This is a genomic window from Erwinia sorbitola (genome assembly GCF_009738185.1).
GTDB lineage: Bacteria > Pseudomonadota > Gammaproteobacteria > Enterobacterales > Enterobacteriaceae > Erwinia > Erwinia sorbitola.
In genome coordinates this window covers 905,679-927,900 of sequence record NZ_CP046509.1, presented here as the reverse complement: position 1 = coordinate 927,900, position 22,222 = coordinate 905,679, and the positions used below count along the sequence as shown (strand labels likewise).

The following is a 22,222-nucleotide window of genomic DNA, read 5'->3' as shown; positions in this document are numbered from 1 at the left end:
AGCTGCCTGCCGCTGCGGGCATCCTAAGGTAACACAAGGTAACACCATGTCTTCATACGACCATCATCAGGCACTGGAAGGCCTGACTCTGGGGAAACCCACAGAATACCACGACAGCTATCAACCTGAGCTGTTACAGGCCGTACCACGTAGCCTGAACCGTGAGCCGCTGGGCCTCTATCCTGACAGTCTGCCCTTTACCGGTGCTGATATATGGACGCTTTACGAACTCTCATGGCTGAACAGTAAAGGATTACCGCAGGTAGCAATCGGTGAAGTCACACTGGACGCTGACAGCGTTAATCTTATCGAGTCCAAAAGCTTTAAACTCTACCTGAACAGTTTCAATCAGACGCAATTTGCCAACTGGGGCGATGTACGCCATACGTTAGAGCGCGATCTCAGCGCCTGCGCTCAGGGTAAGGTCACTGTCGCGCTGTTCCGATTGCAAGAAATTGAAGGGCAGCCTGTTGGCCGCTTCAGTGGCGAATGTATTGATGAACAAGACATTGTTATTGATAATTACCAGTTCAGTGCCGATTATCTGCAAGATGCCACCAGCGAAGAACGGGTGGAAGAGCAGCTGGTCAGCCACCTGCTGAAGTCAAACTGCCTGATCACTAACCAGCCGGACTGGGGTTCAGTGCAGATCAGCTATTGTGGCCCACGAATTCAGCGTGAGGCATTGCTGCGTTATCTGGTCTCTTTCCGTCATCACAATGAGTTCCATGAGCAGTGCGTCGAGCGTATCTTCAGCGATATTATGCGTTACTGCCAGCCGGAAAGTCTGAGCGTTTATGCCCGTTATACACGACGTGGCGGGCTGGATATCAACCCGTGGCGTACCAACGACAAGTTTATCGCTACGCGCTCAAGGCTGGCTCGTCAATAAAACAGGCTTTGTGTGCGTTAAGCAGTTGTTAAATATCAAAGGAAAAGGCTACTCTGACGATGGGCAACGTTACGATATTGCCCAGGGAAATTTTACTCTGGTGATCGTCCTGTCACTGAGTTACTGCACACCCAGGTGGGTGTAAAGGAGTTCACTTGATTACACAAATTAGCCCACTCGGCTCAATGGATCTGCTTTCCCAGCTTGAAGTCGATATGCTTAAGCGCACCGCCAGCAGCGACCTCTATCAGCTTTTTCGTAACTGCTCACTCGCCGTCCTTAATTCCGGCAGCCAGACTGACAGCAGCCACGAATTGCTTGCCCGCTTCGAAAGTTTCGATATTAACGTACTGCGCCGTGAGCGCGGCGTAAAACTGGAACTGATCAACCCGCCTGAAGAGGCGTTTGTTGATGGCCGACTTATTCGCGCCCTACAGGCTAACCTGTTTGCAGTTCTGCGCGACATCCTGTTCCTGAACGGTAAGATCGATAACGCCGGGCGATCCCTGCAGTTAAAAGCGGAAGACCCGGTGCATATTACCAACCTGGTTTTCTCCATTCTGCGCAATGCGCGCGCGCTGCACGTGGGCGAAGTGCCCAATACCGTGGTGTGCTGGGGTGGTCACTCGATTAACGCCATTGAATATCAATACTGCCGCAGCGTGGGTGCACAGCTGGGCCTGCGTGAGTTGAATATCTGTACCGGCTGCGGGCCGGGCGTCATGGAAGCACCTATGAAAGGCGCTGCGGTAGGCCATGCGCAGCAGCGTTACAGAGACAGCCGTTTTATCGGTCTGACTGAACCGTCGATCATTGCCGCCGAGCCGCCGAACCCGCTGGTAAATGAACTGATCATCATGCCGGATATCGAAAAACGCCTGGAAGCATTTGTGCGTATCGCTCACGGCATTATCATCTTCCCGGGCGGCGTTGGCACCGCAGAAGAGCTGCTCTACCTGCTGGGTATTTTGATGAACCCGCAAAACCATGATCAGGTGCTGCCGCTGATTCTGACCGGGCCAAAAGAGAGCGCCGATTACTTCCGCGTACTGGATGAGTTTATCGTCAGCACCCTGGGTGACGAAGCGCGTAAACACTACAGCATCATTATTGATGATGCTGCCGAAGTGGCGCGTCTGATGAAGCAGGCAATGCCGAAAGTGAAAGAGTACCGTCGCGAAATAGGCGATGCCTACAGCTTCAACTGGGCGCTGCGCATTGCTCCCGATCTGCAAATGCCATTTATGCCAAGCCACGAGAATATGGCCAATCTCAATCTTTCCCCTGACCAGCCGGCTGAACAGCTGGCCGCTGCACTGCGTCGGGCGTTCTCCGGTATTGTTGCCGGTAACGTAAAAGATATTGGCATCCAGGCTATCAAAGAGAAAGGGCCGTACAAGTTGAACGGCGATCCGGAAATCATGCGTCGCATGGATGAACTGCTGCAAGGATTTGTTGCGCAGCATCGTATGAAACTGCCGGGCAGTGCATATATCCCCTGCTACGAAATCATTAAATAAAGAGCGGCCTGCGGGCCGCTCAGGGTTATCTGATGATACATCTGTTAATTATCGATGCGCTGAATCTGATTCGGCGCATTCACGCGGTGCAGGGTTCCCCCTGTCAGGAAACCTGTCTGAATGCCCTGCAACAGCTGTTGCTACACACCCGCCCGACTCACGCCGTCGCCGTATTTGATGATGACGATCGCAGCGAGAGCTGGCGGCATCAGCTGTTACCGGATTACAAGGCCGGGCGCTCACCGATGCCGGATAATCTGCGCGAAGAGATGCCGTTACTGCGGGCGGCGTTTGCCAGCATTGGCGTAACCAGCTGGCACTCTAAAGGCGATGAAGCCGACGATCTGGCGGCAACATTAGCCTGCAAAGTGGCTTCCGCAGGCTATCAGGCAACGATTGTGTCCACCGATAAAGGCTACTGCCAGCTGCTGGCGCCAACTATCCAGATTCGTGATTACTTTCAGAAACGCTGGCTGGATGTGCCCTTTATTGCCGCTGAATTTGGCGTATCTCCGGCGCAGCTGACCGATTACTGGGGGCTGGCGGGTATCAGCAGCAGCAAAATACCGGGCGTACCGGGGATTGGTGCGAAAAGTGCAAGTCAGTTATTACAGCAGTTTGGCAGCCTGGAGCAGCTCTATCAGCAGCTGGATCAGGTTCCGGAGAAATGGCGAAAAAAACTGGCCGAACATCAGCCGTTAGCGGAAATTTGCCGACAGGTAGCAACGCTTAAAACGGATCTGGTGCTGGAAGGAAATCTGAAGGATCTTCGTTTACCGTAGGGGACGGGCATACCCGCCCCCTACAAAAGATTATCTTTCGTCGCGACGGCCAGGAGCCGCACTCCAGATACGGCGAATATGCACCGTCACCTCTTCGCGGTCGTGATAAAGCTGACGCGCCTGAATCTGCGCATTAATACCGTTCTCTTTTAGCTTTTCATCGATCATCGCCAGGTTCTGCGACACCTCTTCGTAGCGCTTTTTCATCGGCAGCTTAAGGTTAAAGATCGCTTCACGGCACCAGCCATTTACCAGCCAGTCGGCCATCAGATTTGCCACACGCACCGGTTTTTCTACCATATCGCAAACAACCCAATAGTTATTGCTGCGCGTCGGGCGATATTTGAAACCATCCTCACGCTGGTGGAATACCTGTCCGGTATCCATCAGGCTCGGAGCCATTGGCCCGTTATCGACGGCGTTGACCATCATGCTGCGCTGTACCAGCTGGTAAGTCCAGCCGCCAGGGCAGGCACCCAGATCCACCGCCCACATCCCGCTGGCCAGGCGCTCATCCCACTCATCGGCAGGAATAAACACGTGGAAAGCTTCCTCCAGCTTGAGCGTGGAACGGCTTGGTGCATCAGAAGGAAACTTAAGACGCGGGATCCCCATAAACAGCGCTGAGTTATTATGCGGCAGGGAATACCCAACATAGCAGCAGCCGGAAGCAATAAAGAACACGTGCACCACCGGGCGCTTATTGCTCTCATAATTAAGCAGAATACCTGCTTTGCGCAGGCTGGCACGCAGCGGCACGGTGAACTTGCGGCAGAATTTCAGCAGCTCTTTACTGGCATTAGTATCTGGAACTTCAACCCGCAGATCGCCGCCCTTCTCAACCACTCCGGTCAGCATACCCGCCACTGGCGAGATGCGGTCTTCAGTTGGCAGGTCGCGCAGCAGCTCACCAACAACAATCATCTGACGGGAGAAAATCAGCTCGCTGAAAGGCAGTTCATTTAGCAGCTTTTCCGCCTCACCCTGCTGATAGCACTCAAACAGCACATACGCGGAGTCATCTTTGACCCTGGCGAAGCCATACACCTCACGCTCTGCGGCTTTGGCGGTAATTTCAGCCGCACACTCTTTTTCAAAACCCTGACGGCAATACAGTAAAATCTTATTCATGGCGTTCTGCCCTTTTTTTCAGACGCAGCGCGCCAACCAACATCAAAATCCAACCAATCAGGAAGCAGGTGCCGCCAATTGGAGTGATATACACCCAGAGTTTCAGGTGTGACAGCGCCAGACAATAAAGACTGCCGCTGAACAATACGGTTCCCAACGCTAAAAATGCGCTGCTCCAGTAAAACCAGATATTGGCCCGGCGCAGCATCGCTGCCGCCAAACCCAGTATCGCCAGGGTGTGAAACGCCTGGTACTCCAGCCCGGTTTTCATCCAGGCTATCTCTGCGCTTCCCAGCGTCTTGCTTAATACGTGGGCACCAAATGCCCCCAGCACCACGTAGAAAAATCCACTGATGGCGGAGAAAATCAGCATTGCACGACTGGACATGACTCTATCCTCTATCCGGGCAGGGTTTATGCCCCTGCCGCCAGTTCATACTCGCGCATGGCGGCGAGTGTGGTTCGATCAATGCTCGTAGCGAAAGCGAAATTTTTCTTGTTCACTGGCCGCTTTTGCCAGGATCCATTGACGAAAGGCCGCTATTTTACCCAGTTCTGCCTGACTGTCATGACAAACCAGATAAAAAGCATTTTTACTGACTAATACATCATTAAACGGGCAAACCAACCTGCCAGCTTCGATCTCACTCTGCGCCATCACGTTATTTGCCAGCGCAACACCCTGGCCGTGAATGGCCGCCTGAAGCACCATCGCACTGTGGCTGAAAATCGGCCCCTGCTGCACATTGATGCTATTCAGCCCCAGCTGGCGAGTATAAGCCTGCCAGTCACGGCGTGAAGCATCATGCAGCAGGGTATGGTTCACCAGAGCCGCAGGCGACGTCAGCGGACGTTCGCCGGTTAGCAGCAGCGGCGAACAAACGGGCAGCAGATATTCCGCATACAACTTTTCCACTCGCAAGCCCGGCCAGTTGCCGCGTCCGTAGAAAATCGCCACATCCACATCATCGGCCAGTTTCTCTTCATCACGGTCAACAGCCTGGATGCGAACATCGATTCCCGGATAAGCTGAGTTAAAGCTGGTCAGCCTTGGCACCAGCCACTGAATGGCAAAACTCGGCAGTAAACTGACAGTCAGTGCCCCTTTTGCACTGCGCGCCTGCAACTTGCGCGTGGCATCATTCAGGGAGGTAAAAATCTCTTTAATATCCAGATAATAGCTCTGTCCCTCCTCGGTCAAAAGTAGCGATCGATTACGGCGACGAAACAGCTTCAGGCCGAGAAAATCCTCCAGTGACTTGATTTGATGGCTGACGGCAGCCTGAGTCACAAACAGCTCTTCTGCGGCTTTGGTAAAACTGAGATGACGAGCAGCAGCGTCAAAAACCCGCAGCGCATTCAAAGGTGGTAAACGTTTAGACATGGTTGATGGGTACTTTTCATCGCGGCAAGGCGTCGCTCTGTCACACAGAGTTACGTATTAGTTTTTTTTATCCGAGGCATTATAAATTGTCCGTTGAGGAACTACCAGCAAATACCTATAGTTGCGGCACTTCCTGAGCCGGAACGAAAAGTGTCTTAAAATTTGGTGTTAACTCGCGGAATTTTGAGGGGCTTTTGGCTTGTGTCGTGATGTTGTGTTTGCAATTGACCTGACGATTTTCAGGTCTGGTAGCCTGGCTACCTTTTATTCCTGTAGATTTACCCTGTCTGTCCATATTGATTTTTAATAGCACCGCCAAAGGCGGTGCTTTTTTTTACCTGCGATTTACTGTCCTGACTCAACCATCTCTTTAACATCAGAACGGTTAATCTGCTGTTCGGTGCCATTGGCATCTTTATAGCTGATCATCCCGGTTTCATCGTCTACCATAGGCTTGCCGTCGGCAACGATAGTCCGGCCATCATTGGTATGCATCACATAGTTACTTGAACAGGCAGCCAGCGTAAACGTCATGGCACAGGCGGCAATTACAGCAGCTAATTTTTTCATTTTTATATCTCCAGTCTGAGAGAGAAAGTACCCGATGAGCTGTCAAAATTACGGCGAAAAACGATTAAATTGCCTGCAATGACAGCGCTTCTATTTGCGGGTAAACACTAAAAACAGTCATAATCCAGCATAACGCGCTTTTTCAGCTTTGCCATAAAACGACAATCATTTCAGACTGGCCCTAAAAAGACACGCCCCCAGAGGAAAGTGCATAAAGTATGACGTCATTTAATCCGCAGCAGTTTCGCCAGCAGTTTCCCGCTCTTAATGATGCTACCTGCTATCTCGATAGCGCCGCCACTGCACTAAAACCGCTGGCGGTTATCAGCGCGACGGAGCAGTTCTATCGTCTGAGTGCCGGAACGGTGCACCGCAGCCAGTTTGCCGCCGCACAGCGTCTGACCGAGCGCTACGAGCAGGCCCGCAGCCAGGTAGCGCAGCTGCTTAACGCCGCAGACAGCCACAGCATTGTCTGGACTAAAGGCACCACAGAAGCGATCAACCTGGTGGCACAAAGCTGGCTGCGCCCGCGCCTGCAAGCGGGAGATGAGATTGTCGTCAGTGAAGCGGAGCACCACGCAAACCTGGTGCCGTGGCTGATGGTGGCAGAACAGACCGGCGCACGCGTTGTTAAGTGGCCTGTTGGCGACGATCGCCTGCCGGATATCGGGCAACTGCCTGCACTATTAAATGCCCGCACGCGCCTTGTCGCCGTAGGGCAGATGTCCAACGTCACCGGCGGTTGCCCCGACCTGCAACAGGTAATCAGCCTGGCGCATGGCTGTGGCGCAAAGGTGATGGTTGATGGTGCCCAGGGTGTGGTTCACTGCCCGCCGGATGTGCAGACGCTCGATATTGATTTCTATGCTTTTTCGGCTCACAAACTCTACGGCCCGATGGGCATTGGCGCGCTGTATGGCAAAGCCTGTCTGCTGGCGGAAATGGTGCCCTGGCAGGGCGGAGGCAAGATGATCAGCAGCGTAACCTTTGACGGATTTACTCCGCAGCCGGTTCCCTGGTGTTTCGAAGCCGGAACGCCCAACGTTGCCGGTGTAATCGGTCTGAGCGCTGCACTGGATTGGCTAAACGACATAGATATTGCTGCCGCTGAACGCTGGAGCTGTGAGCTTGCCACCCAGGCGGAGGCGCGCCTGTCAGCCCTGCCTGGTTTTCGCAGCTATCGTGCCAGCAACTCCAGCCTGCTGGCCTTTGATATTGCAGGCATTCATCATAGCGATGTAGTGATGCTACTGGCTGAAAGCGGCATTGCTGTACGCGCCGGTCAGCACTGCGCCCAGCCGCTGCTGGCAGCCCTGGGCGTCAGCGGCACGTTGCGCGCCTCCTTCGCTCCCTACAACACCCGTGAAGATGTGGACGCGCTGGTCGCGGCCATGACCACAGCACTGACGTTACTGGCAGACTGACCATGAGTTTAACCCTGATAGCCCCGCACCCGTTTGGGACAAAGATTACCCCGGAGTCGCTGCTGACGCAGTTTTCCAGCTTCCGACAGTGGGAGGAGCGTTATCGCCAGCTGATCCTGTTGGGCAAGCAGCTACCCGCCCTGCCTGATGAGTTAAAAAGTAGCGACATTGAGCTGGCCGGATGTGAGAACCGCGTCTGGCTGGGCTGGCAGAAAACAGATGACGGACGGCTGCATTTCTATGGTGACAGTGAAGGACGTATTGTGCGTGGGTTGCTGGCGGTGCTGCTGACAACGGTGGAGGGCAAAACAACGTTACAGTTACAGCAGGACGATCCACTGGCGTTATTTGCCCAACTGGGCTTAAAAGAGCAGCTCAGTGCCTCACGCAGCGCCGGATTGCAGGCTATGGCCGATGCAGTGAAGCGCGCCGCAGCCAGTCACGGGTGAGTGTCAGCCCCACCCGCGATATCAGCGCAATCACTGCTGACGCGCTGCTTTCGCCATCATTTTCTTCAGTGCGTGCGAGACCGCGACAAAACCAAACGTTGCGGTAACCATCGTCGCCGCGCCGAAACCCGCTGCGCAGTCCATACGCTTCGGCCCTTCAGCGGTGCTGCGCGATGCACATACCGATCCGTCCGGCTGCGGATACATCAGCGCTTCAGTGGAAAACACGCAGTCGATACCCAGCTTCCCTTTGCTGTTTTTAACGATATTGAAATCGCCTTTTAGCCGCTCACGCAGTTTTGCCGCCAGCGGATCCTGAATAGTCTTAGCCAGATCCGCCACCTGGATCTGAGTTGGATCAATCTGACCGCCCGCTCCCCCGGTCGTTACCAGCGGCACTTTATTACGCCGACACCACGCCAGCAGCGCCGCTTTAGGCCGTACGCTATCGATCGCGTCAATCACATAGCTAAAATCCTTACCAATCAGCTCGGCGGTATTTTCCGGCGTCACAAAGTCATCCACGCAGGTCACCCGGCACTCCGGATTGATCGCCAGCAGACGTTCCGCCATTACCTCGGTTTTTGCCCGGCCAACATTCTCTTTCAGCGCGTGAACCTGACGATTGGTGTTCGTGACACAGACATCATCCATATCAATTAGCGTGATTGCGCCAATGCCGGTTCGCACCAGCGCTTCCGCCGCCCACGAGCCGACGCCGCCAATACCCACCACGCAGACATGCGCATCGGCAAACAGCTGAAGCGCTGACTGACCGTAAAGGCGCGCCGTTCCGCCAAAGCGTTGCCGCCAGGCGTCTGAAAGAACCATCATTTATTATTCCTCGAAAACGTCGATATACACAGCGGGCCGGCAATGCGGCCCGCCGGGGACTTACCGGCTGACCAGTAAACCACTCTGAGACGTATTATTCTGAGCAGAAGAGAAGATCGGCGCACCCGCACCAGGGGCATTTTTCAGCACCCAGACGCGACCATAATGGTTAAACCAGCCTGCCATATGTCCGGCATCCGGGCCTATGCCCTGGTAGATATCGAAATGCTGTCCTTTAATAGCACCGCCAACATCCAGCGACACCATCATACGCATCTCATATTTTCCGGTAAATTTGCCGTTATTGTCCAGCAGTGGAACCTCCGCCAGTAGCGCGGTGCCCGGTGGGATTAACGCCCGGTCAGCGGCAACGGAAGCTTTTGCCACCAGCGGCACGGCACTGGCACCACGCACCGGTGCAAAACTCTCTGGCTTAAAGAAGACGAAAGAGGGATTCTGCTCCAGCAGTTCACGCACTTCGGCCGGGCTGTGAGTCTCACCCCAGTGGCGGATAGCCTGCATCGACATATCTTCGCGCTTCACTTCACCACGATCGATCAGCACTTTACCAATGCTGCGATACGCATGACCATTCTTGCCACCGTAGCCAAAGAACGTCAGCGGACGACCGTCGCCATAATCAACATATCCGCTGCCCTGCACATCCATAATAAAGTTATCCATCAGCGAATTGCTGTAGCCCGCAATAAAGCGCTCATCCAGCGCACCGCTGTAGATTTCTGCACGGCTTGGCAGCTTACGGCCCTTAGCGCGCGGTGGCATCCGGTATAAAGGATACTGGAACTCACCCTGACGGGTATAGCGTGCCTGAATAACCGGCGTGTAGTAGCCAGTAAACTGCACGTTGCCATAATTATCGGCACCTTCCATCTGGTATGCATCCAGACCGAACTGGCGCAGCTGACGCGTATCGCCACCGGCCATCAGCCAGCTTTCAATCGCACTGTAGGTGCCGGACTGACGCGAATACATAGCTGAAGAAGTAGAACGGATTTGAGAAACCTGATCGGCAAAGTCTCTGCCGTTGACCGGACGCCCTTTCGCATTAGGCTGATTTACCAGCGCCAGCGGCTGATCCAGTTTTCCATCCTTATATTGCTGCCCACGATCGGTGGGCTTAGACGAACACCCCGCCAGCAGCGCCAGCAGCGCCAGCAGCGCCAGCAGCGTGCCGGCTACCAGATATTTTGCCCAACCTGCTTTCATTCCTTTCTCTACCTTTATACGGAAACCCTGCGCGAAGATAGCAAAGGCACCGACATAATTAAATGCGCCAGTAGAAAAAGAGATGGGCCATTTGTGCAACATTTCAGCATCAGAGCAGAAAAAAGCATCACAACAACGTTTTTAACCACTTATCTGCAAAAAGGGGTTGCAACAAAACCCATCAGGCGTATAGTGCGCATCCACGGACGCGGGATGGAGCAGCCTGGTAGCTCGTCGGGCTCATAACCCGAAGGTCGTCGGTTCAAATCCGGCTCCCGCAACCAATTAACTGAAGTCTGTAAGATTGAGTTAAGCAGTAAAAAAGATAGTTGTCGTGATGGAAGCGGCAAACCACGCGGACGCGGGATGGAGCAGCCTGGTAGCTCGTCGGGCTCATAACCCGAAGGTCGTCGGTTCAAATCCGGCTCCCGCAACCAATTTTCCGTCGTGGGTGGGAAGTAAAAGTAGTAAAGCGTCAATCGGACGCGGGATGGAGCAGCCTGGTAGCTCGTCGGGCTCATAACCCGAAGGTCGTCGGTTCAAATCCGGCTCCCGCAACCAATCGAACACCCTTTCGGGTGTTTTTTTGTATCTGGCATCTGCCCATTTCAATTCCATTTTTTCCCTTTTAGCCTGAATCACAGCAGAATCCTTTCCGCTGATTGCTTATTTACGCGGCGCGATCGGTGCACCGCTGGCAAAATACGCTTTAATTCCTGCCAGAATCGAAGCCGCCACCTGATTCTGAAAACGCGCGGTGCGCAGCTTACGCTCCTCTTCGATATTACTGATAAACGCAGTCTCCACCAGAATCGATGGAATATCCGGCGCTTTCAATACCGCAAAACCAGCCTGATCCACCGTACGCTTATGAAGATGGTTTATCTTTCCCATACGCGACAGCACTTCTTTACCAAATTTCAGACTATCGTTAATCGTCAGGCTCTGCACCATATCAAACATGGTGTGATCGAGATAACGGTCGCCACTCTTGCTTACACCACCAATCAGATCTGACTCATTCTGCGACTTTGCCAGAAAGCGGGCAGCGGTACTGGTCGCTCCTTTTGTCGACAGCGCAAATACTGATGAACCGCGCGCCGCACGGCTGGTGAATGCATCTGCATGAATCGAAATAAACAGATCGGCCCGCTGCTTGCGCGCCTTTGCCACCCGTACTTTCAGGGGAATAAACACATCTTCATTGCGCGTCATGTAAGCACGCATATTCGGCTGCTTATCGATCAGGGCTTTCAGACGGCGGCCAATCTTCAGCACCACGTCTTTCTCTCGGGTTTTATGCTTGCCCACCGCGCCGGAATCTTCCCCGCCATGACCGGGATCGATCATAATGACAATCGGACGATCCCGGCCTGCTTTACCCGGCAGCGGCGCGGCCGCCGGCTGGCTACGTTCAAGATCGCCCTTGTTGTAATCTTCCAGCAACGCCAGTAGCGGATCATCATTGTGCTGCTGGGTAGTGGCCGGATAGAGATCCAGCACCAGACGGTTTTTGATCCCGGCAACCGGGGCCAGGGTGAAGATGCGCGGCGCGACGTTTTGCTTTAACTCAAGCACCAGGCGGACGGTATTTGGGTCAAACTGGCCAACACGGGCATTTTTTATATAGGGGTCGTCACGGCGAACCAGATTACCGACGCTGTTCAGCGTTGAATTAAGGCGGGTATTTTCAATATCCACCACTACACGCTCGGGATTGCTCAAAGCAAACTGCTTATACTTAAGCGGCGTGCTGGACTCAATAGTCAGACGGGAATAGGTCGATGAGGGCCAGAGGCGAATCGCCACGACATGGCTGCTGGCAGCCATACCCACACGGCTGATACTAAGTAACCAGGCAGCTCCTGCCCCTTGTAATAACCGCCGCCGGTTAAGTGATGTTGAATCGGTCATGCCGCTCCCGGTGCTGTTTTGTAGCAAAAAAAACAAAGAAAATGTAAGAAAAAGAAACACAAACAGACAGACAAAAAATAATCAGCGTGACTGCTTTAAATATAAAGTGTCTTTTGGAAAAACTTTAACGAATCTGCCCCACAGTGTCACCCCAAAAAAGCGTTTAATTCAGGGCATTAGCCCTGGTCAAACTCCGTAGCGGGTGATAAGTAAGGATAAATGCACTTGCACCCGACCCGATAAAAGAATAAAAATACACTTTTAACGAATAATAATGCAGAGAGGGTTTGCCGTGAAGGAACGTAGTACCGAGCTGGTTCAGGGATTTCGCCATACTGTTCCCTATATCAATGCCCATCGTGGTAAAACGTTTGTCATTATGCTGGGTGGTGAAGCCATCGAGCATGAGAACTTCTCAAGCATCGTCAATGATATTGGCCTGCTGCACAGCCTCGGTATCCGCCTGGTGGTGGTGTACGGCGCACGCCCACAAATCGATGCAAGCCTCTCTGAACGCCATCTGGAACCTCTCTACCATAAACATACCCGCGTCACCGATGCGCAATCGCTGGAGCTGGTGAAGCAGGCGGCAGGTCGTTTGCAGCTGGATATTACCGCCCGACTGTCGATGAGCCTTAACAACACGCCGTTACAAGGCGCGCATATTAATGTGGTCAGCGGCAACTTTATCATTGCCCAGCCGCTGGGCGTGGATGACGGCGTGGACTACTGCCACAGCGGTCGTATCCGCCGCATCGACGAAGAAGCTATTCATCGCCAGCTGGACAGCGGTGCCATCGTGCTGATGGGGCCGGTAGCGGTCTCTGTCACCGGGGAAAGTTTTAATCTGACCTCTGAAGAGGTCGCCACTCAGCTGGCCATCAAGCTGAAAGCCGAAAAAATGATCGGCTTCTGCTCTGAGCAGGGCGTAACCAACAGCGAAGGTAATATTATTTCCGAACTGTTCCCTAATGAAGCACAGCAGCGGATAGAAGAGCTGGAAAGCAGCGATGACTATCACTCCGGCACGGTGCGTTTTCTGCGTGGTGCAGTAAAAGCCTGCCGCAGCGGCGTCCGCCGTAGTCACCTGATCAGCTATCAGGAAGATGGCGCTCTGTTACAGGAGCTGTTCTCCCGCGACGGTATCGGTACGCAGATTGTGATGGAGAGCGCCGAGCAGATCCGCCGCGCCACCATTAACGATATTGGCGGTATTCTGGAGCTGATCCGCCCGCTGGAGCAGCAGGGTATTCTGGTGCGGCGCTCACGAGAGCAGCTGGAGATGGAGATCGATAAATTTACCATCGTCGAACGCGATAACCTGACCATCGGCTGTGCGGCGCTCTATCCCTTCCCGGAAGAGCAGATCGGTGAGATGGCCTGCGTTGCGGTACATCCTGATTATCGTAGTTCAGCACGCGGTGAAGCACTGCTGGAGCGCGTGGCATTACAGGCGCGTCAGATGGGGCTGAAAAAGCTGTTTGTCCTGACCACCCGCAGTATTCACTGGTTCCAGGAGCGCGGTTTTGTTCCGGTGGATATCGAGCTGCTGCCGGAAAGCAAAAAACAGATGTATAACTATCAGCGCCGCTCGAAAGTGCTGATGGTGGATCTGCGCGAAGCAAACGCCCAAACGCGCCAGAGTTAATCGCACGTTACACGATTAATCGTTGGGGCAAGACACACCTTGCCCCTTGTTAACCGGGATCCCCTCTACACCTGCGTTAACCGATCCACCAGGCCGCTACGCCTCTGCGTACGCATCTTCACGGCGCTGTTAAACACTGCTTTATCTGCATATAACGTCAGCTGCCGTTTAGCGCGGGTGATGGCGGTATACACCAGTTCACGCGTCAGCACCGGCAACACCTGATTTGGCAACACCATCAGCGTATGATCAAACTCAGAGCCCTGAGACTTATGCACCGTCATCGCCCAGGCGCTATCATGCGGCGGCAGGCGGCTCGGCTGCACAGCTTTGATGCTGCCATCAGGCAATGGGAAGAACACCTTGAGCTGCTGCTCTTCGTCCAGCATCGCAATGCCGATATCGCCGTTAAACAGCCCCAACGCACGATCGTTGCGGGCGATCATCACTGGCCGCCCGACAAACCATTTGCCATTTACGGCAATATTGCGACGGATAAGCCCCGCCTGACGCAGCGACTGCTCAATACGGTCATTCAGCCCTGATACGCCAAACGGCCCTTCGCGCAGAGCACACAGCAGCTGGAAACGGCCAAACTCTGCCAGAACCTCAGCAGGCTCCGCGCCTGATGACAGGCGTTGCAGATAGCCGCGATAACCAGCCACACACTCATCCAGCAGCTGCTGATAATCCTCGCTGCTGCTTAAAGTCTGACGACGGATATCACTAAAACCACCGCTGAATACCTGCTCTACCCGCTTCACCTCTCCGGCGTTGACTGCCTGTGCAAGCTGACCAATTCCTGATGATTCGGTGAATCGATAGCTTTTACGCAGCAGGCAGATTATATCGCGAACCTCCGAAGCGCTGGCATCCTCACGTCCGGATACATCGCAGCCCGTGAGGCGCGTCAGTTCAGCGGCACGCTCCATGCTGTAACCGGATTCGGCACAGCGGCAAATATCCCCCAGTACGGCACCAGCTTCCACCGAGGCGAGCTGATCGCGGTCACCAAGGAAGATGACTCGCGCCTGTGCAGGCAACGCGGCGATCAGGTTAGCCAGCATCGGCAGATCCACCATTGAAGCTTCATCCACCACCAGCACGTCAAGATGCAGCGGATTCCCCCGGTGATAACGCATGCGCTGGCTGCCCGGTAGCGCGCCCAACAGGCGGTGCAGCGTCGTTGCCTCACCGGGAAAACTGTTGCGGATAGCGTCATCCAGCTTCAGTTCCTGTAGCGTTTTACCCAGCGATTCCGTCAGTCTTGCCGCCGCTTTCCCGGTTGGAGCCGCCAGCTCAATTCGTGGTGACGTCGCCGACAGCTCAATCAGGCTGGCAAGCAGTTTCGCCACCGTGGTGGTCTTGCCGGTACCCGGCCCGCCGGAAATCACCGCAACCTGGCGGGTGAGCGCCACTGCGGCGGCGATCTTCTGCCAATCGTCCGGCTGCTGCCCGAAATAACGATCCAGCGTCTGACGCATCTGCACCTCATCCAGCGCCACAGAGTGCTGCTGACGCTGAACAAATTGCGCCACTTCCCCTTCGCTCTGCCACATCCGGTGCAGATAGAGGCGCTGCTGATGCAGCACCAGCGGTGTGGCTGACTTTCCGTCACCGACCGCACTTTGCGCCAGTAAATAATCAGCCCAGTCCTGCGGTGCCCCGGCAGCCTGCCATAACGCCTGCGCCAGGTCGGTATGTCGCCCGGCAAAAAAAGCCTCAGGATATAACTGGTCGAGAGGCAGGCAGACGTGACCTTCCCCGGCGTCGCGGCTCACCAGCGCAGCAGCCAGCATCAGCGCGGGTTGCTCCGCGCTCGCCACCATCTGAGCAAACTGAACGTCGAGCGGACGCAGCAGCCGCAGACGCTGCGCCTGCTGTAAACCTTCTGTCAGCGTCATGCTGTATGCTCCGCGTCGTTGGCAAACAACCGATCAAGCGCGGTGACAAAATCTGCCTGCGGACGTGTGCTGTAAATACCATTGCTGCCCTCTGCCCCGTCCAGGCCACGCAGGAACAGATAAATCACGCCACCGAAATGGCGCTCATAGTCATAGTCGGCCAGACGGTGGCGCAGATAGCGATGCAGCGCCAGGGTATAAAGCTGGTACTGCAAATCGTAGCGATGCGACTGCATCGCCTGCTCCATTGCCTGACGGGTATAGGCAGCGCTGTCTTCGCCCAGCCAGTTAGATTTATAGTCCAGCAGGTAATATTTTCCCTGCCAGCAAAATACCAGGTCGATAAAACCCTTCAGCATCCCCTGAACCTGATAGAAATCAAGGGGCGGACAGCTGGCGGAGAGTGGATCCTGGCGCACTACCTGGTCAAGCGCTGCTGCGGTCAGCAGACGCGAAATTGGCAGATAAAACTGTAATTCAACCCGTCTGACGTCAGGTGCCAGCTGATCCAGGCTCACACCATCCTCATTAAGTGGCGTATGCAGAATACGCTCGATCCAGTCGCGCATCACCGGATGCCAGGCCTCGTCCAGCCCCTGGCTACTCAGCTGAAGCGCCAGCCACTCATCATCCAGCGGAGCAGTAAATTCGAGGGTTTCAAACAGCCCGTGCAGGAAAGTACCTGGCGCAGCCCCCCGTGGGAAACTGTGTGGTGTAAGCTGCGGCAACAGTTCGTCGCTGGCCTCACCAGAGGCATCCACATCCAGCCTTGGCAACAGATCCAGCGCCGGTGAATGGCCATGCTGTTGCAGGCCTGAGTAGCTGGTCACTCGCCAGTCGTCGCGCAGTGAACGCTGTAACTGCTGGCTGCTCAACGCCTGTGGATCTTCACGCTGCGGCTGCCATACGGTATCGTCCGGCTCCTGCGGCAGCGTCACCGCTGTCCCCTTGCTTTGCAGCGTCAGTAATGCCGTTTGCAGTCCGCCCGCGTCAGCCGGCTCCCCCCGCTGAATAAGATAGCCCAATGCGCTGCGGTGCAGATCGCTGTTACCCTCTTTCTTTCGGGTACCCTTAATCAGTGGCGCAACGCCAACACTACAGTGATAAACCGAACGCGTCAGCGCCACGTAGAGCAGGCGAAGATCCTCGGCCAGCCTCTCCTGCTCGGCCAGCGCCACGCTCTCTTCTCCCTGCTGCAAATCAAGCAGCGCTTCAAAAGTCTGACGATCGTGATAAACGCCGTCATCTGCCTCGCGGAAATTGGCAATAAACGGCAGCCACACCAGCGGATATTGCAGACCTTTTGATTTATGGATGGTGACGATCTGCACAAGGTGGCGATCGCTTTCCAGGCGCAGCTGCTGGTTAGCCACCTGACCATCTGGCTGTTCCACCTGTTGGGCAAGCCAGCGTACCAGCGCATGCTCGCTGTCGAGAGAGGCGGCGGCCTCCTGCAACAGCTCCCCCAGATGCAGCAGATCTGTCAGGCGACGTTCACCGCTGTCAGATGCCAGCAAATTCTCCGCGATATGGCGTTTTACCATAAGTTCACGCAGCATCGGCAGCACGCCGCGCTTTAACCAGCGCTGACGGTAATCGGTAAACTCATCCACCAGCGCATCCCATGCGCGCTCATCCTGGTTAAGGGTATCCAGCGCACGGGCATCAAGGCCAAGCAGGCTGCTGGCCAGTGCACTGCGCAGAACACGCTCCTGCTCAGGTGCAAGCACCGCCTGTAACAGCCACAGCATCTCGCGGGCTTCAGGAGTGGTAAATACGCTGTCGCGGTTTGAAAGATACACTGAGGGGATCGCCAGTCCGTTTAGCGCCTCGCGCATTACCGAAGCCTCGCTGCGGCTGCGCACCAGAATAGTTATATCCGAGGCGCGTACCGGCTGCTGTTTGCCGGGCTTGCCAATCAGTGCAGTGCCCTGCTGCCCGGCGCTTAACCAGCGGCGGATTTCCGCCGCACACTGGCGCGCCATAAACTGTTGGTAATCACTCACTCCCACGCCATCACCTGGCTGAAGCCAGAACTGCAAAGCCGGCTGCTCTTCACCATCAATGCTAAAACTCAGCTCTGCATTGGGTTGAGCCGCGCTTACGGTGATAAACGGAATTTCGCTGAATAAGAAGGGGTTAGTATGGTGCAAAAACAGCTGGTTTACGCCGTCAATCATCGCCGGTGATGAGCGCCAATTGGTCTCAAGCGTATAGTGGGCGCTAACTTCAGCCCGCGCTTTCATATAGGTAAAGATATCCGCACCGCGGAAGGCGTAGATTGCCTGTTTCGGGTCACCGATCAGCAATAGCGCGCTCTCAGACTGGCGCGCGTAGAGTGTATGAAAAATACGGTATTGCTGGGGATCGGTATCCTGGAACTCATCAATCAGTGCCACCGGATAACGCTGACGGATAGCCACCGCCAGCGCTTCACCAGCCGGTTGCTGAAGCGCTAAATCAAAGCGCCCCAGCAGGTCATCAAAGCCAAGCTGGGCATGCTGACGTTTCTCCTGCTGAGTCACAAAACGCACTTCATGCAACGCCCTGGCAATTACAAGATCGCGCAGCGAGAGTGGCTCAGCGAGGAAAGCATCAATCTGGTCAAATAATGGATGGCGCGGCGGCTCACCCTTTTTTGTTTTATCTGACAGCACGCGCTGCCCAAACCGCTCAAGATCTTTGATAACTTCATAGTCCTGAGTTTCTGTCTGTGCCCACTGGGTAATTTTATCCAGCCAGTTAGGTAAGTGCTTACTACTGTAACTGCGCTTATCGACTCCGGAGGACTCCACCAACGACTGTAAATCCTCTGCCGCCAGCCATGCCTGTTTAATCTGGTTGATTTGCGCGATGATCTTCTCATGGCGCTGTTCCAGCGTTTCATCGGCTGCCGGAGCGGATTTCAGCGCTGGTGCCTCACCGCCCAGCCATGGCGACAGCGTTTTTAGCAGCTGCTCCGGGCCATCCCACAGCTGACGAACCACACGAGCTACCGGCAGCGGCAGCGGATAGCAGTGACGGCGCCAGAAATCCGCCGTCGCCCGGCGGCGCAGCGGAGTTTCATCCTCAATCAGATCCTGTTCAAACAGCATACCCGACTCAAAAGCGTTGAGATTGAGCATGCGCTGACAGAAACCGTGAATAGTAAAAATACCCGCTTCATCCATCTGCCGTTCGGCAGCCAGCAGCATGGAGGCCGCATGTGATAAATCAGTCACTTCAGCCATCAGGGCTGCCAGCATCGGATTACGGCTTTCACCACGAATACAGGCAATACGCAGCTCATGAATATTGGCGCGGATACGCCCTCGCAACTCAGCCGTCGCCGCCTCGGTAAACGTCACCACCAGAATCTCTTCCACCGATAGCGGGCGGCCGAATGCTGACTCCCCGCCCAGCCCCAACAGCAGGCGCAGATAAAGTAGCCCGATGGTAAAGGTTTTTCCCGTTCCGGCGGACGCCTCAATCAGGCGCTCACCGTGTAGCGGCAGAGTTAACGGCTCAAGCCTTTCAGGCGCCTGCTGGTTCATGGCTGATCCTGGCTCACCGGCAATGATTGCTGCAAGGTGGAAAGATCTTTCCAGGTTTTCCAGCCTGACGGCGCAGCATAGTCGGCCTTACCGTGATGGCTGCCAGAAACCTGCGACAGCAGCGCCAGCCCGCTCGGAGCAATAACAGCCTGGTGGAAGAAGTCAGCCAGCGCGCCAGGCGTCAGCGCCTGAACCTGCGTAATGACCTTCTCGCGGGTATCAAAATGATAATTTTCGCGGTCAAAATCTTTACTGTAGCGTCCGGCCTCTTCATCCAGCGTTTGCGGGCGCTGTTTCAGCTCGTTGATCATCGCCGCCTGATACTGGGCGAAATCCTCTTTGCTCATCTCACGCAGGCGCTTTTCTGCCGTTGGGTAAAATGCGTTAAAACGGCTGAGTAAATAGGCAGGTTGTTTCACGTTACTTTGCAGCAGGAAACCGATGCCCCACTGACGGCCAACCGGCATCTGGAAGGAGAATACCGCGTAGCCGAGCTGCTCTTCTGTACGAAGCTGATTATAAAACCATGGCTGAATAATCTGGCTCAACATCGCACTGCTGGCCATGCTCTGATATTCCGGGATCCCCAGCGGAATATAGACCGCTGCCAGCGCGGAGTCCGTGCTGCTGCCAGGCTGTTGTAAATTAGCCAGCACTTTTTTATCCACCGTCACGTGCTGGCTATGCCACCAGTCGCTGCCCTCGCAGTTAAGCTGACTCTTCACGTCAGCCGCCAGCTTACGTACTGCATCCGGCGTCATATTACCGACCACTAACAGCTCAGGAGTGGATTGCTCCAGCAGCATTTTCCGGTAGTCGAGTAACTGTTGCAGCGTGATACCGGGCAGGAGCTTACGGCGTTCACTGCGCTGGGTGTAAGGCAGCTGTGACAACAGTTGCGCAGGCTGGATGGCCATTTCAAATGCTTTGCCTTTTTCGGCGGCGTCCAGACGTTCAAGATACCAGGATTTTGCCTGCTCCAGCTGCTGCTGGGTTGGTGTAAAGCTGGCATAACCGTCCAGCAGTTCGCCCATCAGCTTCGGCAGACGCTGAGTGAAACCGCTGGCGCTAAACGAAACGCCGTCATTTTCACTGGTAGAGAAACTGATGCCGCCAACAGAAGCCTGTGAACTTAGCTCATCCAGTGCCACACCGGCCAGATAGTCATTCAGCGCAAACAGCACCTGATTTTGCGCCGTGCTCATTGATGCCTTATTACGCAGTGCCAGCGTGATATTGGCTTTAGGTTCATCGGCGTAGTACTGGCTTGGCATATAGAACACCCGCAGCCCTTTCTGATTCACAAGTTCTTCAGGCCGCTGATACTTTTTATCAGCCTTTATCAGGCTGAAATCATCCGGAATATAAGGGTTCAGTACCGGCAGCGACAGGCTGATTTTATCGCTGGCGGCCTGCCAGTCGTTAAAGCGCTGTTTCGTAATCCGATCCACCTGGTAAGGTGCATCGACAAAGTAGGCGGTTTTGTTGTGCGGCTCTTTCGGGCTGATAAACCAGATGCGTGCATTCTGCGGCGTCATGCCATCCAGCCGGGCGTTAACCGCCTGAGGATCGAACCGATCGGCAATATAAGGAGCAACCAGCGTATCCGCTACCGGCACACGCAGCATCGTGTCCACCAGCCACTCAATGTAGTCCATATCGCGGGTGATCGAAGGGTAGCGGAAGTCGAGATCCAGCACGTGCGATACTTCATCGAAATAGCGCTTATCAATGCCCTGAGTGCGCAGGGTTTTCAGATAGCTGAACACCGCGGCGATCACTTCATCCCGATTAGCCTGGCCTTTGTCCGTCAGCGAAATAGCAATCGAGAATACCCCGCCGTTACGGTCGATCATCGGGTCAGCGCCAGCATTAATGGAGTCTGCCAGCCCCTGATTTTGCAGCCAGTCTGACAGCGTGTTTTTACTACGGTTACCAATCAGATAGCCGATCAGTGTGTCGGTTTTACTACGGAATTTATCGCTGTTATTGTCGATACGGAATTCGATTTTCAGCTGTTTGCGCGGCTGGGCAGGCACATAGTGAATAATCACGCCCTTTTGCTGATCGGTAACTACCGGAACGTTAATCTCCGGTACCGTGGCATTACGATTTTCAATCCGCCCAAAGGTAGCTGCGGCAATTTTTTCCAGCTCAGACATCGGCTGATTACCGTAGATCACCGCCTTCATTAAATTAGCTGAATAATAACGCTGATAAAATGCCTTCAGAGCATCATGCAGTTTACTGCCCGGCTTATCACGCAGGGTTTCGAGATTACCACCAGAGAAGCGTGAACTCGGATGCTGCGGGTTAAGCGTTTCAGCGCCAACCTGCGCCATTCGCAGGCCATCACGCGAACGCGCCATCGTCAACTCTGCATTCACCGCATGGCGTTCACGATCGGCATTGATTGGATCGAGCAGTGGTTCTGCAATAGCGTCAGCCATACGATCGACGGCAGGTTGCAGCGCATCGTTTTCCACTTCCAGGTAGAACGCGGTGCGATAAGAGGCAGTGCTGGCATTATGGCTGCCCCCGTGCTTTTTGAGATATTCAGCGAGGTTATCAGGCTGTGGATAGCGCTTTGATCCCATCAGCACCATATGTTCAAGATAGTGCGCCAGGCCAAGCTGATCGGTTGGGTTTTCCAGCGAGCCAACCGGAAGCGTCAACGCCGCCAGTGATTTTGTTGCCTGTGCGTCGGACACCAGCAGCACGGTCATACCGTTATCCAGCTTAATTGCCTGATACTGACGTGGGTCTTTCTCACTTTTGCGGATAGTTTCAGTGAGAGGCTGCCAGCCTGCCTGAGCATATGTCAGTGGACTAAACAGTATGACGGAAACAAAACAAGCTAACCAAACTGCATAACGACGCATTCAAACTCCTCAACTGGCTGTTTTTCTCCGGCATCCTGCCGGATCATTATTGGCTTTTAAATTTCAGCATTACATACGCTAACCTAATAAAAACACTATACCCGTCATACTTCAAGCTGCAGGAGCGT

General features: G+C 54.5%; 16 protein-coding genes and 3 tRNA genes. 9 read left to right on the top strand and 10 right to left on the bottom strand.

The features are described from left to right. The first annotated feature begins 46 nt into the window (after positions 1–46). The 3 genes from queF (at position 47) to xni (ending at position 3,194) form a co-directional block, all read left to right on the top strand. Positions 47–892: an NADPH-dependent 7-cyano-7-deazaguanine reductase QueF gene (queF, locus tag GN242_RS04150; protein ID WP_154753597.1), complete on the top strand. Its 846-nt coding sequence runs from the start codon at positions 47–49 to the stop codon at positions 890–892. Positions 893–1,047: 155 nt separating this feature from the next. After that, the gene (ppnN, locus tag GN242_RS04145) at positions 1,048–2,412 is read left to right on the top strand and encodes a nucleotide 5'-monophosphate nucleosidase PpnN (protein ID WP_154753596.1); all 1,365 of its coding nucleotides are present in this window, start codon (positions 1,048–1,050) and stop codon (positions 2,410–2,412) included. Positions 2,413–2,444: 32 nt separating this feature from the next. Further along, entirely contained in the window at positions 2,445–3,194 is a 750-nt protein-coding gene (gene xni, locus GN242_RS04140; RefSeq protein WP_154753595.1) for a flap endonuclease Xni, read from the top strand. A gap of 30 nt (positions 3,195–3,224) precedes the next feature. Here the strand turns inward: xni and rlmM are convergent, their stop codons facing one another. From rlmM to GN242_RS04120, 4 genes are all read right to left on the bottom strand, one after another. Continuing rightward, a complete protein-coding gene (rlmM, locus tag GN242_RS04135) occupies positions 3,225–4,325 on the bottom strand; it encodes a 23S rRNA (cytidine(2498)-2'-O)-methyltransferase RlmM (RefSeq protein ID WP_154753594.1) in 1,101 nt (366 codons plus the stop codon). Continuing rightward, a complete protein-coding gene (locus GN242_RS04130) occupies positions 4,318–4,713 on the bottom strand; it encodes a DUF423 domain-containing protein (RefSeq protein ID WP_154753593.1) in 396 nt (131 codons plus the stop codon). Before GN242_RS04130 ends, rlmM begins: the two co-directional genes overlap by 8 nt. 78 nt (positions 4,714–4,791) lie before the next feature. Further along, entirely contained in the window at positions 4,792–5,709 is a 918-nt protein-coding gene (locus GN242_RS04125) for a transcriptional regulator GcvA (protein WP_154753592.1), read from the bottom strand. Positions 5,710–6,054: 345 nt separating this feature from the next. Continuing rightward, entirely contained in the window at positions 6,055–6,279 is a 225-nt protein-coding gene (locus GN242_RS04120; RefSeq protein ID WP_154753591.1) for a YgdI/YgdR family lipoprotein, read from the bottom strand. A 218-nt stretch (positions 6,280–6,497) separates the two neighbouring features. On the opposite strand from GN242_RS04120, the gene csdA reads away from it, so the two are divergent. Together csdA and csdE are read left to right on the top strand one after the other, a co-directional pair. Next, the gene (gene csdA, locus GN242_RS04115) at positions 6,498–7,703 is read left to right on the top strand and encodes a cysteine desulfurase CsdA (protein ID WP_156286963.1); all 1,206 of its coding nucleotides are present in this window, start codon (positions 6,498–6,500) and stop codon (positions 7,701–7,703) included. Between the two features lie 2 nt (positions 7,704–7,705). Continuing rightward, positions 7,706–8,152: a cysteine desulfurase sulfur acceptor subunit CsdE gene (gene csdE, locus GN242_RS04110; RefSeq protein WP_154753589.1), complete on the top strand. Its 447-nt coding sequence runs from the start codon at positions 7,706–7,708 to the stop codon at positions 8,150–8,152. A gap of 30 nt (positions 8,153–8,182) precedes the next feature. Here the strand turns inward: csdE and tcdA are convergent, their stop codons facing one another. Together tcdA and mltA are read right to left on the bottom strand one after the other, a co-directional pair. Next, positions 8,183–8,983: a tRNA cyclic N6-threonylcarbamoyladenosine(37) synthase TcdA gene (tcdA, locus tag GN242_RS04105; RefSeq protein ID WP_195918386.1), complete on the bottom strand. Its 801-nt coding sequence runs from the start codon at positions 8,981–8,983 to the stop codon at positions 8,183–8,185. 63 nt (positions 8,984–9,046) lie between these two features. Then, positions 9,047–10,213 carry a murein transglycosylase A gene (mltA, locus tag GN242_RS04100; protein WP_156286962.1) on the bottom strand — a complete coding sequence of 389 codons (1,167 nt, stop codon included), beginning with the start codon at positions 10,211–10,213 and terminating at the stop codon, positions 9,047–9,049. Positions 10,214–10,420: 207 nt separating this feature from the next. Between mltA and GN242_RS04095 the strand changes: the two genes are divergently transcribed. The 3 genes from GN242_RS04095 to GN242_RS04085 all read left to right on the top strand — a co-directional run bounded on the left by GN242_RS04095 (position 10,421) and on the right by GN242_RS04085 (position 10,774). Continuing rightward, positions 10,421–10,497, top strand: a tRNA-Met gene (locus GN242_RS04095). Between the two features lie 76 nt (positions 10,498–10,573). After that, positions 10,574–10,650, top strand: a tRNA-Met gene (locus GN242_RS04090). A 47-nt stretch (positions 10,651–10,697) separates the two neighbouring features. Further along, positions 10,698–10,774: transfer RNA gene (locus GN242_RS04085), tRNA-Met, on the top strand. A 105-nt stretch (positions 10,775–10,879) separates the two neighbouring features. Here the strand turns inward: GN242_RS04085 and amiC are convergent. Then, positions 10,880–12,127, bottom strand: a complete 1,248-nt coding sequence (gene amiC / locus GN242_RS04080) for an N-acetylmuramoyl-L-alanine amidase AmiC (RefSeq protein ID WP_156286961.1) — start codon at positions 12,125–12,127, stop codon at positions 10,880–10,882. Between the two features lie 274 nt (positions 12,128–12,401). On the opposite strand from amiC, the gene argA reads away from it, so the two are divergent. Further along, positions 12,402–13,775, top strand: a complete 1,374-nt coding sequence (gene argA, locus GN242_RS04075; protein WP_154753585.1) for an amino-acid N-acetyltransferase — start codon at positions 12,402–12,404, stop codon at positions 13,773–13,775. A gap of 65 nt (positions 13,776–13,840) precedes the next feature. On the opposite strand, the gene recD is transcribed toward argA, so the two are convergent. From recD to ptrA, 3 genes are read right to left on the bottom strand one after another with little or no spacing between them, the layout of a single operon-like run. Next, positions 13,841–15,679, bottom strand: a complete 1,839-nt coding sequence (gene recD / locus GN242_RS04070; RefSeq protein WP_156286959.1) for an exodeoxyribonuclease V subunit alpha — start codon at positions 15,677–15,679, stop codon at positions 13,841–13,843. Beyond that, positions 15,676–19,212 carry an exodeoxyribonuclease V subunit beta gene (gene recB, locus GN242_RS04065; RefSeq protein WP_156286958.1) on the bottom strand — a complete coding sequence of 1,179 codons (3,537 nt, stop codon included), beginning with the start codon at positions 19,210–19,212 and terminating at the stop codon, positions 15,676–15,678. The genes recD and recB overlap by 4 nt, the downstream gene beginning before the upstream one ends. After that, entirely contained in the window at positions 19,209–22,094 is a 2,886-nt protein-coding gene (gene ptrA / locus GN242_RS04060; RefSeq protein ID WP_156286957.1) for a pitrilysin, read from the bottom strand. Before ptrA ends, recB begins: the two co-directional genes overlap by 4 nt. Between the last annotated feature and the right edge of the window lie 128 nt (positions 22,095–22,222).

What these genes read in the sequence shown, in the direction of transcription:
- mltA (WP_156286962.1), bottom strand. Translation starts at nt 10,213, where the DNA reads ATGAAAGCAGGTTGGGCAAAATATCTGGTAGCCGGCACGCTGCTGGCG.
- xni (WP_154753595.1), top strand. Translation starts at nt 2,445, where the DNA reads ATGATACATCTGTTAATTATCGATGCGCTGAATCTGATTCGGCGCATT.
- argA (WP_154753585.1), top strand. Translation starts at nt 12,402, where the DNA reads ATGCAGAGAGGGTTTGCCGTGAAGGAACGTAGTACCGAGCTGGTTCAG.
- csdE (WP_154753589.1), top strand. Translation starts at nt 7,706, where the DNA reads ATGAGTTTAACCCTGATAGCCCCGCACCCGTTTGGGACAAAGATTACC.
- tcdA (WP_195918386.1), bottom strand. Translation starts at nt 8,983, where the DNA reads ATGGTTCTTTCAGACGCCTGGCGGCAACGCTTTGGCGGAACGGCGCGC.
- rlmM (WP_154753594.1), bottom strand. Translation starts at nt 4,325, where the DNA reads ATGAATAAGATTTTACTGTATTGCCGTCAGGGTTTTGAAAAAGAGTGT.
- ptrA (WP_156286957.1), bottom strand. Translation starts at nt 22,094, where the DNA reads ATGCGTCGTTATGCAGTTTGGTTAGCTTGTTTTGTTTCCGTCATACTG.
- recB (WP_156286958.1), bottom strand. Translation starts at nt 19,212, where the DNA reads ATGAACCAGCAGGCGCCTGAAAGGCTTGAGCCGTTAACTCTGCCGCTA.
- amiC (WP_156286961.1), bottom strand. Translation starts at nt 12,127, where the DNA reads ATGACCGATTCAACATCACTTAACCGGCGGCGGTTATTACAAGGGGCA.
- queF (WP_154753597.1), top strand. Translation starts at nt 47, where the DNA reads ATGTCTTCATACGACCATCATCAGGCACTGGAAGGCCTGACTCTGGGG.
- GN242_RS04125 (WP_154753592.1), bottom strand. Translation starts at nt 5,709, where the DNA reads ATGTCTAAACGTTTACCACCTTTGAATGCGCTGCGGGTTTTTGACGCT.
- csdA (WP_156286963.1), top strand. Translation starts at nt 6,498, where the DNA reads ATGACGTCATTTAATCCGCAGCAGTTTCGCCAGCAGTTTCCCGCTCTT.
- GN242_RS04120 (WP_154753591.1), bottom strand. Translation starts at nt 6,279, where the DNA reads ATGAAAAAATTAGCTGCTGTAATTGCCGCCTGTGCCATGACGTTTACG.
- recD (WP_156286959.1), bottom strand. Translation starts at nt 15,679, where the DNA reads ATGACGCTGACAGAAGGTTTACAGCAGGCGCAGCGTCTGCGGCTGCTG.
- GN242_RS04130 (WP_154753593.1), bottom strand. Translation starts at nt 4,713, where the DNA reads ATGTCCAGTCGTGCAATGCTGATTTTCTCCGCCATCAGTGGATTTTTC.